A 12345-nucleotide genomic window follows, 5' to 3' on the forward strand; every position below is an offset into this window, starting at 1 on the left:
GCCGCGTTCATGCAGCATCATCCGGCGTTGCAGGTCGATCTCGTGCTGACCGACAGCATGGTCGATCTGCAGGGTGCGCGACTCGGTTCCGACGTCGATCTCGCGGTGCGTATCGGGCCGCTGGAGGGCACGCGTTTCGTCGCGACCGTGCTGGCGCCGCAACGGCGCGTGCTGTGCGCGAGCGCGGCCTACCTCGCACGGCGCGGCGAGCCCGAATCGCCCGACGCGCTGGCCGGCCACGACTGTCTCGCGTGGCATGGCGCGCCGCCGCCGGGCGCATGGCGTTTCGGCGAGCGCCGTCACGCGCCCGCGCAGCCGCGGTTTCGCAGCAATCATTCGGAAGCGTTGCGCGAGGCGGCCATCGACGGGCTCGGTCTCGCGCACCTGCCGACCTGGCTCGTGGCGGACGCGCTGCGCGACGGACGGTTGCGCGCGGTGCTGCCGCAGTACGCGGCGGCGCCCGAGCGGGCGACGATCCACGTGTTGCGCCAGCAGGCGCGCGGCAGTGCGCGCACGTCGCGGCTCGTGGCGTTCCTCGCCTCGTGGTTCGCGCAACCGGCGTGGGATGCCGCGTGGGCGTGACCGCGAACGGGCGCCGCGCGGCATGAAAAAAAGGGCCTCGCATGCGAGGCCCGTCAACAGGTCGGAGAAACCGGTACGCCGGCCGGCGCCGCGGGTCGCGCGGCACCGGCCGGGTGCGCACCGTTACTGCGTCACTACCTTGCGCGGCTTGAAGATGCCCTGGTAATGCAGCGCCGGGCGTTCCTTCGTCACCGCTTCGATGCCGCCGAAGCTCGGCGTCTGGCGCAGCTTCATCGCGGCCGGCGAAGCGACCGAGCCGATCGACGTCGAGCGCGAGGCCGGCGCGAGGTTGTTCGCGACGAGCAGCGCCGCTTCGCTCTTCAGGTTCGCCAGCAGCACCGGATCGGTCGAGCCGTTGACCTGCGTGAGCACGCCGCTCCAGGCCGCGTCGCTGTAGTTCACGACGTAGTAGTCGAGACCGCTCGGGTCGGCCACCACGCCCGTGCAGCCGTCGATCCGCGTCTGCGCCTGCGTATCCTTCAGCGCGAGCGTCGTGCGTTTCGCGAGACCCTGGCCGTACGCGAGCGTGATCGGCACCGTCCACTGCAGGCCCGGATACGCGTTCTTGTTCGGGAACGGCTGCTGTTTCAGCGTGACGACGGTCTGGTTCTTCGTCAGGTCGCACTGCGTGTCGAGCGAGATCAGCGGCACGCCGGTCTGACGCACGTAGCTGTCGCCGATCGGGCCGACCGCCTGGCCGCTTTCCTTCGACAGCGCATCCCACAGACGCTTCGGCGTCCCGTTGCCGAACGAGTAGTCGACCAGGTACTGCTGCAGCCCCTTGCGCAGCGTCTGCTCGCCGAGATAGTTCTCGAGCGTCTTCAGCACGTGGCCGCCCTTGTCGTACGTGAACGCGCTGGCGCTCAGCACGAAGTCGTTCGACGCCCAGTCGTTGAAGTTCGGCGCGACCGGGAACGCGTTCGGGCCGATGTCACGATTGATCACGCGGTACTTGTTCTTCACCTGGTCGAGCCAGCTGAACTCGTCGGGGAAGAACTGGATCGTCGTCTTGTTCTCGAAGAACGTCGCGAACGACTCGTTGAGCCACACGTTGTCCCACCAGTCGGTCGTCACGAGATCGCCGAACCACTGGTGCGCCACTTCGTGCGTCAGCACTTCGTTGCCGTAGTGCGACATCGGCTGGCCCGGCTGCGGCAGGATGTCGTCGGCGAACTCGAGGATCGAGCCCCAGTTCTCCATCCCGCCGAAGTTCAGGTCCTTCTGCTCCTTGAATGCGTCGTTCGCGGCGACCGTGTCGAACTTCGTCAGCGGCAGCGGGATACCCGTGTAGCGGTAGTAGTAGTCGAGCGCCTGCTTGGTGCGGTCCATCGCCGGCTTCGCCCACTCGCTCATGCCCGGCGGCGTGAACACGCGCAGGTGCAGGCTGCCCTTGGCGCCCGGCAGCGGGCTCGTGAAGTCGTCCTCGTAGGTGTCGAACATGCCGCCGCCGAAGAACAGCAGGTACGACGGCATCGGCGGGGTCTTCTCGAACTGCACGAGCTTGTAGCCGCCGCCGACGTTGGTCGACGGCTTCTCGGCCGCGTTCGACACGACGCGCCAGCTTTGCGGCACTTCGGCCGTCACTTCATAGGTCGGGCGGAACGCCGGCTCGTCCCAGCCGGGGAACCACTGGCGCGACAGGTTGGTTTCGCCCTGCGTCAGGATCGCGCCGCTCGTCTTGCCGTCGGTGCCCTTCAGGTCGACGCGGAACACGCCTTCCGCGGCCGAGCAGCCCGGATACGGATCGTCGCCGCAACTGCCGCCGGTCTGGTTGACCGGATCGTCATACGACTTGAAGTTGATGATGCCCGACCACTCCATGTGCAGCGAATAGTTGCCCGGTGCGATCGTGCCGGCGACGGGGCGCAACTGGTAGAAGTCGCCCTTGTCCTGCGGCGTCGCGATCAGCTGGATGTTGCCCGGCTGCAGTGTGATGCGGCCGTTCGTGAACTTGATCCGGTGGCCGGCGACCACGATGTTGTTGACCGGCTTGAGCACCTTGATCTCGACGTCGGCGCGGCCGTCGAACGCGTTCAGCGCGTCGTTCGGGCGGAACCACAGCCGGTAGTTCACGGGCACCACGGTGTCCGGCAATTCGACAGGCGAGACGCTCTTGTCGACGTTGGATGCGCTCGGCGGCGCGGTGACGGCGGGCGACGAGCCCGTGTGCGGCGCGCCGGCGGAGCTCAGCGCGGAAGCGGAGCCCGCACCGCCGTCGTCGCCGCCGCAACCGGCGAGCGCGAGTGCGGCGACGAGCGGCAGATAACGCATCTTGCGAATATGAATCGACATGACTGAAACCTCGATCGTTGAAAGAATCGTTCAGTGCTGCGAAAACGCCGGCAAAAGCAATCCCCTCGCCGTTTAATCAACGGCGAAAAAATGGCAATGACGGATTATTCGAAAAGACGGCGGCCGACTACGTGAAGGTAATCATGGTTTACTGCCCCCTCTGAATTTCCGGATGTCGGTTAACTGGCCGGTTCAAAATGGCCGTGCGCGTGTTGTACTGAATTGATTTCGCGCGCACGACACGGGGCCGCACGCCCGGCGCGGGCGCGCAATCCCTTTGAACCGACGACCTACGGGGCTGGCCGGGCCAGGCCGCAGGACGGAAGGACAGCGTGTCGCCGTCCCGGAAATACGCCGTCATGCGGCTTCAAGGTGTGTCGGCTTGCTCCAAGGATGCGTAAATATACTTGATGGTTTTGGGTAAAGGAAACGAAAAATTTAGAAAGAACGTCTATTGAATTTCCGGCGCTTCATTGAACGCTGGAAGTCATTAATGCGTTTTCCGTTTGTCTGGCGATTTCGTAGTTTTAATCTATTAACGATCTGGTGGCGCTGCCGAAACTACGAAATCCGGTGAAGGATGGCGCGGTCGGTACAATGCATTGACGACCCGTTCACCGATCACCGCGAGGAGGCCCTTCCATGTCACGCGCCCTGTTCCGTATCGCGCCGCTGCGCGCCGTGCTGCTGCTGTTCGCGGCCGTGTTCCTGCTGGGCGGTTGCGCGGGGTTCACGCGCGAGCCCGTGCGCGTGTCGGTCGCCGGGCTCGACCCGCTCGTCGGGCAGGGCCTCGAGATGCGCTTCAGCCTGAAGTTGCGCGTGCAGAATCCGAACGATGCGCCGATCGACTACGACGGCATCTCGGTCGCGCTCGACCTGAACGGTGCGCCGTTCGCGAGCGGCGTCAGCGATCGGGCGGGCACCGTGCCGCGGTTCGGCGAGGCCGTGCTCGACGTGCCCGTATCGGTATCGGCCTTCGCCGCCGCGCGGCAGGCGTGGAACCTGCCGGGCGCGGCCGCGAACGGCGAGTTGCCGTATGCGCTGCGCGGCCGGCTCGCCGGCAGCGGGCTGGGCGCCGTGCACTTCAACGACGCGGGCACGCTCCGTCTGCCCGCCATGCCGGGGTGGGGCGGCTAGGTCGCCGGGATGCATTCAACGTCGGCTAAATGTGTCGAAAAATTCACCATTTGACAGTCTTTAATGCTTATCCGCGCGAGATCTCGATTTTTGTCGACGCGACCCCTTACACTTGCCGATGTCCGAGGGTCGGACATTCTTTTAGGGGAAATTCATGGCGGCAAAATTCGAGCTCAAGAAGGCCACGAACGGCCAGTACTACTTCCACCTGAAGTCGGCGAACGGCGAGATCATCCTCGCGAGCGAGCGGTACGAGGAGAAAGGCGGCGCGAAAAACGGGATCGCGTCCGTGCGGGAAAATGCGCCGCTGGACGAGCGCTACGAGCGCAAGCTCGCCCACAACGGCGAACCGATGTTCAATCTGAAAGCAGCGAACCACCAGGTCATCGGTACGAGCGAAACGTACAGCAGCGTGCAGGCACGCGAGAACGGCATCGCGGCCGTCAAGCGCGATGCGCCCGGTGCGGAAACCCACGATCTCGCCTGATCGACAGTTGCGCCGCGACGAATGCCTTCGGGCGGCCGTCGTGGCGCCTGTTTTGCCGGGTCGGGCAAAGCGCGGTATGGTGTGGTCCGCGCGGTGAATTCTCGCCGCCGTTGAAGCCAACCGTAACCGAGTTCGCGTGACCGATTCCCCCGTTTTCCACTGGACCGACGCCGACGGCGTCGATCATGCCGTGCGCTGGCGCTCCGAGGCCGGCGTGCAACCGCCGAAGCGCGCGGTGCCCGCCGATGACCGCCTCACCGCCGACGCGGCCTACCGCCTCGCATGCGAGGGCACCGCGCTCGTCTGGCAGGGCGACTTCCACAATGCGCGCCAGCTCGTGCAGGCGATGGCGCGCCGCGTCGAACGCAAGCCGAAGAAGGCGAAAGCCGCGGCCGGCGTCGACGCCTTCAATCTGCATCGCCTCGCGCAATCGCAGCGTGCCCGCACGCTCGGCATGTTGCTGATCCCGCTCGACGCCGATTACACGATCCCGCTGCGCCGCGCGCCCGACGTGCGTGCCGCCTGCGAGGAAGCGTACGGCCCCGGCGGCGCGCCGTCGGTCGTGTCGCTGCGCGAACTGCTCGGCCTCGTCGGCGCGCACGAGTGGCGCAAGAAAGGCGTGCCGATCCCGGCGCTCGGCGGCGCGCCGATCCATCCGCACTACGGCGTGTTCTCGCCGGTGCGCGGAGAATACGTCGAGCTCGTCGCGCGCGCGCCGCTGCCGGCGACGTCGCTCGCGTTCGATATCGGCACGGGCACCGGCGTGCTGGCGGCGGTGCTTGCGTCACGCGGCGTCGAGCGCGTCGTCGCGACCGACCAGGATCCGCGCGCACTCGCCTGCGCGCGCGAGAACGTCGCGCGGCTCGGTCATGCGGGCCACGTCGAGATCGTCGAGGCCGATCTGTTTCCGGCCGGCCGGGCGCCGCTCGTGGTGTGCAATCCGCCGTGGGTGCCGGCCCGGCCGAGCGCGCCGATCGAATACGCGGTCTACGATCCTGACAGCCGCATGCTGCGCGGTTTCCTCGCGGGGCTGGCCGCGCATCTGGAGCGGGGCGGCGAGGGCTGGCTGATCCTGTCCGATTTCGCCGAGCATCTCGGCCTGCGGCCGCGCGAAACCTTGCTGCAATGGATCGACGAGGCCGGCCTCGTCGTGCTCGGCCGCGACGACATCCGCCCCGCGCACCCGAAGTCGACGGACGCCGACGATCCGCTGCACGCGGCGCGCCGCGCCGAGGTCACGTCGCTCTGGCGCCTCGGCGCGCGGGCCTGACCGCGTATTTTCGGTAAACTGTCGCCATTCCTCACGAATTTTCGCCGCCGGGCCGTGGTCGACCGACCGTGGCCCGGCGCCGCTTCACGATGTCGAACAAGACCCACGAAATCCGCCCGGAGCAGTCCGTCGAGCTGCTGAAGGAACTGCACATCCTCACCCGCGACGGGAAGCTGAACCAGGACAGCCGCCGCAAGCTGAAGCAGGTCTATCACCTGTTCCAGTTCATCGAGCCGCTGCTCGCCGGCGTGCAGGCCGACAAGGGCCACGTGACGCTCGTCGACCACGGCGCTGGCAAGTCGTATCTCGGCTTCATCCTGTACGACCTGTTCTTCAAGCAGCAGTCCGGGCACGGCACGCCGGCGTTCGCGTCGCACGTGTACGGCATCGAGACGCGCGAGGAACTCGTCACGCGCTCGACCGAGCTCGCCGCGCGGCTCGGGTTCGGCGGCATGTCGTTCCTGAACCTGTCGGTCGCCGATTCCATCACGTCGCCGCAACTGCCCGACACGGTCGACGTCGTCACCGCGCTGCACGCGTGCGACACCGCGACCGACGACGCGATCCGCTTCGCGCTCGCGAAGCGCGCGCAGCACATCGTGCTGGTGCCGTGCTGCCAGGCGGAAGTCGCGGGCGTGCTGCGCAAGAACAAGGGCAAGTCGCTCGCGAATGCGCTGACCGAGGTGTGGCGCCATCCGCTCCATACGCGCGAATTCGGCAGCCAGATCACCAACGTGCTGCGCTGCCTGCAGCTCGAAGCGCACGGCTACCAGGTCAGCGTGACCGAGCTGGTCGGCTGGGAGCATTCGATGAAGAACGAGCTGATCATCGCGCAGTACAAGAACCTGCCGCGCCGCAGGCCCGGCGAGCGGCTGAACGAGATCCTCGGGATGTTCGGGCTCGCCGAACTGAACGAGCGCTTCTTCGTCGCGCAGGCCTCGGCGGCGGGCGACGCCGCGGCCGAGCCGGCCGAAGGCTGACGGGCGAACGCGCGGCCGGGCGGCCGGGCGGGCATGGCGCCCGCGCCGCGCGCGTTGCACGCCGCACGTTGCACGCCGCGTCACACGTCGTCGCCCGGGCGGCGCATCCATTCGCGCCAGCCTTCGTGGCCGAGGCGGCGCAGCGTTTCCTGATTCTTTTCGTAGATCGCGGACGCGTCCGGGAACGCATCGACCGCGCGAGCGATGCTGTCTTCGCGCAGCAGGTGCAGGATCGGGTAGGGCGCGCGGTTCGTGTAGTTCTCGATGTCGTCGGGTTCGGTGCCGTCGAACCGGTATTGCGGATGGAAGCTCGCGATCTGCAGCACGCCGTCGAGTCGCAACTGCTGCACGAGCCGCTCGGCGAAGAACAACGCATCGTTGTAGTCGACGAAATCGGCGAACGCGTGCGGGTAGATCACGAGCGTCGTGTCGACCTGCCGCGGATCCGCCGCTTCCAGCGCGCGCAGCTCGGTTTCGAGTTCGGCGAGCGCGTCTTCCAGCGTCGTCGCTTCGCTGATCGCGTAGCGCACCTGTTCCTTCACATAGACGCTTTTCGCGAACGGGCACAGGTTGAGCCCGATCACCGCGCGTGCGAGCCAGTGCCGCGTGGCGGCGAGGATGTCGTCGTGCGAGTCGGGGCGGGTGTCGGTCATCGTGATACCGGTCGGGCGCAAGGGCGAAGAGGGCCGCATTGTAGCGGGCGCGCCGGCGACGAATGCATGCGATCCGTCACGCACAGGCCGCTTCGATCAACTGCGTGACGAGCGCGGGCGCGGTGCCGATCGGCGTTTCGCCGTGCCGGTAGGTCTGGCTCGCCGCGTAGATGCCTTCGACCACCAGCGCGAGCGCATCGGCCAGCGCCTTCGGTTGCCGCGCGCCGGCGCCTTCGCACAGCACGACGAGCCGTTCCATCAGCTGCTCCTTGTTCCGCGCGACGCGTTCGCGCGCCGGGTGCGATGCATCCGGGAATTCGGCGGCCACGTTGACGAACGGGCAGCCGCGATAGTCCTTTTGCGTCGCCCGCTCGGCGAGGTCGACGAAATACTGGATCAACTGCGCCTTCGGTTGCCCCGGATGCTTCGCGGCGCTCGTATCGAGCCGCTCGAAGAAGCACGCGTCCATCCGTTCCAGATACGCGAGGATCAGCTCGTCCTTCGACGCGAACTGGCGGTACAGGCTCATCTTGTTGACTCCGGCGCGCTCCACCACCGCCTCGACGCCGACCGTCCGCACGCCTTCCTTGTAAAACAACTCCTCGGCGGCACGCAGCAGGTGTTCCTGCGCGGTGGCGCCGTCGATCGGCCGGCGCGTGCGCCGCGCCGGCGGTTTGGCGACCTCGATGCCCGACATGATGACCCTCGACGACATAATGGATTGCTTGACATGTTACCGACTGGTAACTACGATCGCAACACAGTTGTGACCGGTCGGTAACAATCGCATCCGGATCAACAGACGAATGCCGAGCGTCGGCCCGGGTCAGCCGATGTTGAAATGCGTGGCGGAGGTGGCCTGGTCGGGCGGCGCGGGTGCGATGGCGCCGGCGCCCGCCAACTGGAGAACGCGAAAATGAATTGGGCAGTGACACGAATCGGCGGGCGCTTCCATTACGGATGGCTCGCGGCGGCGGTGGTATTCCTGATCCTGCTGGCGGCGGCCGGCACACGCGCGACGCCGAGCGTGCTGATGGTACCGCTCGAACGCGAGCTCGGCTGGAGCCGCGCGGCGATTTCGCTGGCGATCTCGGTGAACATCGCGCTATATGGCCTGACGGGCCCGTTCGCGGCCGCCGCGATGCAGCGCTTCGGGCTGCGCCCGACGATCCTCACCGCGCTCGTGACGATGGGCGCGGGCGTGGCGCTGTCGTCGATGATGACGCAGAGCTGGCAGATGGTCGTGATCTGGGGGCTGATGGTCGGCTGCTCGACGGGCGTCGTCGCGCTAACGCTGTCCGCGACCTTCGTCACGCGCTGGTTCCATGCGCGGCGTGGCCTCGTGATGGGGATCCTGACCGCGAGCACGGCCACCGGCCAGCTCGTGTTCCTGCCGATGCTCGCGGCGATCGCGCAGCGCCATGGCTGGCGGCCGGTCGTGCTGGTCGTCGCGGTGGCGGCCGCGATCGTGATTCCGCTCGTCGCGTTCCTGCTGCCCGAGCGGCCTGCCGACGTGCAACTGCGCCCGTACGGCGAGCCCGCCGATGCGCCGCCCGCGGCCGACACGACGAAGGAGAACCCGCTCGCGGTCGCGTTCCGCACGCTGCTGACGGCGAGCCGCTCGCGCGACTTCTGGCTGCTGTTCTTCAGTTTCTTCATCTGCGGCGCGAGCACCAACGGCTACGTCGGCACGCACCTGATCGCGATGTGCAGCGACTACGGGATGACCGAAGTACAGGGCGCGTCGCTGCTCGCGGCGATGGGCATATTCGACCTGTTCGGCACGACGCTGTCGGGCTGGCTGTCCGACCGTTACGACAACCGCGTGCTGCTGTTCTGGTACTACGGGCTGCGCGGGCTGTCGCTGATCTATCTGCCGCACGCGTTCGGGATCGATTTCTTCGGGCTGCCGCTGTTCGCGATGTTCTACGGGCTCGACTGGATCGCGACCGTGCCGCCTACCGTGCGGCTCGCGACCGACGTGTTCGGCAAGGCGGCGGCACCGGTCGTGTTCGGCTGGATCGTCGCCGGCCACCAGCTCGGTGCGGCATTCGCGGCGCTCGGCGCCGGGCTGCTGCGCGCGAGCCTCGGCACCTACACGATCGCGTCGATGATCTCGGGCGGGTTGTGCATCGTCGGGGCGCTGATCGTGTTGCGGATCAACCGCGGTCCGTCGCGCGCGGCCGCGCAGGCAGCCTGATCGCGGTGGATCGACCGGCCGCCTGCACCGCGGCCGGCCATTGCACGCAAGGAGATTTGCATAGCGCGGCAGGATCGGGCGCGCAACCGTTCAAGCAGGTATGCTTGCTGTTCGCCGGGGCGTTCGCGCCCCTTCATCGATGTCAGCGAGGAACCGCATGTCCGTCAAACCTGCTCCCACCACTGTTTCGATTCACGATCTGATCGCGGGCCGCTGGAGCCCGCGCGCGTATTCGGATGAACCCATCAGCGCCGGCGATCTCCACGCGGTGCTCGAAGCGGCACGCTGGGCCCCGTCCGCGTACAACGCGCAACCGTGGCGTTTCATCGTATTCGATCGCACCCAGGACGAAGACGCGTTCAAGCGCGCGTTCGCGACGCTGGTGCCGTTCAACCAGGGCTGGAATGCGCCGGCGCCAGTGCTGATCGCCGTGACCGCGCACACGCTCACGCCGAAGGGCGAGCCGGCGCCGACCGCGCTGTACGACGCCGGCGCCGCCGCGATGTCGCTGGTGCTGCAGGCGCACGCGCTCGGCCTCGCCGCGCATCAGATGAGCGGTTTCGACGCGAAGGCATTCCGCGACGCGTTCGCGATTCCGGCGGACGTCGCGATCGTGTCGATCATCTCGCTTGGCCACTACGGCAACGTCGACAAGCTCGATCCCGTGCTGCGCGATCGCGAGAAGGCGCCGCGCACGCGCCATGCGATCGGCGAAGTCGTCTACGCGGGTGCTTGGAAGAAGAGCTTCGACGCGGCAGCCTGACCGCGCGGGCGGGCAGGGTGCGTCGCTGCGCATCCTGCCCCGCGCAGGTTCCCCCGGCGCGCCACGCGGCGCGCCGTCGCCGCCGGCGACCGTTGCGCGGCGCCGGCGGCCGGCCCCGGTTGTGATCCCGCGGGCTTCATGTTAAAAAGCCCGTCCTTTCCGTTTTCGCGCCGGCCCTGCTGCGGCAATTTCCCATGACTTACTGCGCGATCGATTTCGGCACGTCCAATTCCGCCGTGGCGCTGCCCGACGGCGATGGCATGCGCCTCGCGCCCGTCGAGGGCGACCACCTGACGCTGCCCACCGCGATCTTCTTCAACAACGACGAAGAGACGGTCGAATACGGCCGGGCGGCGCTGGCCTCCTATATCGACGGTTTCGACGGCCGGCTGATGCGCTCGATGAAGAGCATCCTCGGCTCCCCGCTCGCGGAAACGACGACCGATCTCGGCGACGGCAGCGCGATCGCGTACACCGAAATCATCGCGCGCTTCCTGATGCACCTGAAGCGCAAGGCCGAAGCGTGCGCGGGCGCGCCGGTCGGCCGCGCGGTGCTCGGCCGGCCGGTGTTCTTCGTCGACGACGATCCGCGCGCCGACCGCCTCGCCCAGGATCAGCTCGAGGCGGCCGCGCGATCGGTCGGCTTCGCGCACGTTTACTTCCAGTACGAACCGATCGCCGCCGCGTTCGACTACGAGTCGCGCCAGTCGGCGGAGCGCCTCGTGCTCGTGGCCGACATCGGCGGCGGCACGTCCGACTTCTCGCTCGTGCGTGTCGGCCCGGAGCGGATGGCGCGGCTGGAGCGCAAGGACGACGTGCTGGCGCACCACGGCGTGCACGTCGCGGGCACCGACTACGACCGGCGCGTCGAGCTCGCGGCGATCCTGCCCGCATTCGGCTACCGTTCGCTCGACCCGGAAGGGCGCGAGCTGCCGAACAAGATCTACTTCGATCTCGCGACCTGGCACCTGATCAACACCGTCTACACGCCGAAGCGAATCGGCGAGCTGAAGCTGATGAAGCACCTGTATCAGGACGTGCGGCAGTACGACCGGCTCACGAGCGTGGTCGAGCAGCGGCTCGGGCACGCGCTGATGGCGCGGGCGGAAGAAGCAAAGATCGGCGTCGCGGCGGGCGGGGAGACGATGATCGACCTGAACGACGTGGAAGAGGATCTGCAGATCGCGTTCGACGCCGATCGCCTCGTCGAGGCGAGCCGCGACGACACCGCGCGCATCGTCGACGCCGCGCGCGAGACGGTGCGGCTCGCGGGCGTGGCGCCGCGCGATGTCGGTGCGCTGTATTTCACCGGCGGTTCGACGGGGCTCGCGTTCCTGTCGGGCGCGCTCGCCGGCGCGTTCCCGGATGCGCAGCCGGTGTTCGGCGATCGCCTCGCGAGTGTCGCGACGGGCCTCGGCATTCACGCGCAGCGATTGTTCGGCTGAAGGGCGGGCGGCCAAAAGGTCGCCACGCCGGCCGGACGATCGGCGCCCAAAAACAAAAAGCCCCGCCGAAGCGGGGCTTTTTTACACGAATGATCGCGCCAAGCTTAGACCGGACGGATGTTCGCAGCTTGCAGACCCTTCGGGCCCGTCTTCACTTCGAATTCAACCTTCTGGTTTTCTTGCAGCGTCTTGAAGCCTTCGACGCGGATTTCCGAGAAGTGCGCGAACAGATCGTCGCCGCCGCCTTCCGGGGTGATGAAGCCGAAGCCCTTTGCGTCATTGAACCACTTGACGGTACCGGTTGCCATGTTACTTGTTCCTAAAAAGATAAAACGGGGCCGAAGCCCATGGGGTGCGGAAAATCAAGGAAGGGGTAATAGGACCAACCGGAGTACCGTTGATGGGCGAACTACGAAAGAACCAATTCACTCGCCACTTGAAATCCTGCGAAGTCCTTTATACGGCTAATCCGTCTGACGGTCAACCGTATTCCCATGCTATCAGGGTTATTGCGGAGATCAGGTTTACAAAGCTTG

The 12345-nt window shown here is 67.0% G+C and carries 12 protein-coding genes; 8 read left to right on the forward strand and 4 right to left on the reverse strand.

Going from position 1 to position 12345, the window contains the following annotated elements; genetic code table 11:
* Positions 1-582, forward strand: a 582-nt coding sequence (locus LGN10_RS30880; protein WP_226226037.1) for a substrate binding domain-containing protein, incomplete at its 5' end; no start/stop codon positions are given.
* A 123-nt stretch (positions 583-705) separates the two neighbouring features.
* On the opposite strand, the gene LGN10_RS30885 is transcribed toward LGN10_RS30880, so the two are convergent.
* Positions 706-2874: a M1 family metallopeptidase gene (locus LGN10_RS30885; protein WP_060315430.1), complete on the reverse strand. Its 2169-nt coding sequence runs from the start codon at positions 2872-2874 to the stop codon at positions 706-708.
* 642 nt (positions 2875-3516) lie between these two features.
* Here LGN10_RS30885 and LGN10_RS30890 point away from each other — a divergent pair.
* The 4 genes from LGN10_RS30890 (at position 3517) to LGN10_RS30905 (ending at position 6748) form a co-directional block, all read left to right on the forward strand.
* On the forward strand, positions 3517-4011 hold the full coding sequence (locus LGN10_RS30890) for an LEA type 2 family protein (RefSeq protein ID WP_059577128.1): 495 nt from the start codon (positions 3517-3519) through the stop codon (positions 4009-4011).
* 154 nt (positions 4012-4165) lie between these two features.
* The gene (locus LGN10_RS30895) at positions 4166-4498 is read left to right on the forward strand and encodes a YegP family protein (RefSeq protein ID WP_059577125.1); all 333 of its coding nucleotides are present in this window, start codon (positions 4166-4168) and stop codon (positions 4496-4498) included.
* Positions 4499-4634: 136 nt separating this feature from the next.
* Positions 4635-5768, forward strand: coding sequence for a methyltransferase (locus tag LGN10_RS30900; protein ID WP_124863531.1), 1134 nt, complete (start codon positions 4635-4637; stop codon positions 5766-5768).
* An 89-nt stretch (positions 5769-5857) separates the two neighbouring features.
* Positions 5858-6748: a class I SAM-dependent methyltransferase gene (locus tag LGN10_RS30905; RefSeq protein WP_124659036.1), complete on the forward strand. Its 891-nt coding sequence runs from the start codon at positions 5858-5860 to the stop codon at positions 6746-6748.
* Positions 6749-6828: 80 nt separating this feature from the next.
* Here the strand turns inward: LGN10_RS30905 and LGN10_RS30910 are convergent, their stop codons facing one another.
* Positions 6829-7401, reverse strand: a complete 573-nt coding sequence (locus tag LGN10_RS30910) for a DUF1415 domain-containing protein (protein WP_059577119.1) — start codon at positions 7399-7401, stop codon at positions 6829-6831.
* Positions 7402-7477: 76 nt separating this feature from the next.
* Entirely contained in the window at positions 7478-8098 is a 621-nt protein-coding gene (locus LGN10_RS30915; RefSeq protein WP_226226039.1) for a TetR/AcrR family transcriptional regulator, read from the reverse strand.
* Between the two features lie 219 nt (positions 8099-8317).
* On the opposite strand from LGN10_RS30915, the gene LGN10_RS30920 reads away from it, so the two are divergent.
* From LGN10_RS30920 to LGN10_RS30930, 3 genes are all read left to right on the forward strand, one after another.
* The gene (locus LGN10_RS30920; protein WP_059577114.1) at positions 8318-9601 is read left to right on the forward strand and encodes an MFS transporter; all 1284 of its coding nucleotides are present in this window, start codon (positions 8318-8320) and stop codon (positions 9599-9601) included.
* Positions 9602-9758: 157 nt separating this feature from the next.
* On the forward strand, positions 9759-10364 hold the full coding sequence (locus LGN10_RS30925; RefSeq protein WP_226226040.1) for a nitroreductase family protein: 606 nt from the start codon (positions 9759-9761) through the stop codon (positions 10362-10364).
* A 194-nt stretch (positions 10365-10558) separates the two neighbouring features.
* Positions 10559-11809, forward strand: coding sequence for an Hsp70 family protein (locus LGN10_RS30930; protein WP_124863529.1), 1251 nt, complete (start codon positions 10559-10561; stop codon positions 11807-11809).
* Positions 11810-11913: 104 nt separating this feature from the next.
* Here LGN10_RS30930 and LGN10_RS30935 read toward each other — a convergent pair whose 3' ends face one another.
* The gene (locus tag LGN10_RS30935; protein ID WP_006477070.1) at positions 11914-12117 is read right to left on the reverse strand and encodes a cold-shock protein; all 204 of its coding nucleotides are present in this window, start codon (positions 12115-12117) and stop codon (positions 11914-11916) included.
* Positions 12118-12345: the final 228 nt, after the last annotated feature.

The sequence above is a fragment of the Burkholderia sp. AU32262 genome, from assembly GCF_020419985.1.
GTDB lineage: Bacteria > Pseudomonadota > Gammaproteobacteria > Burkholderiales > Burkholderiaceae > Burkholderia > Burkholderia semiarida.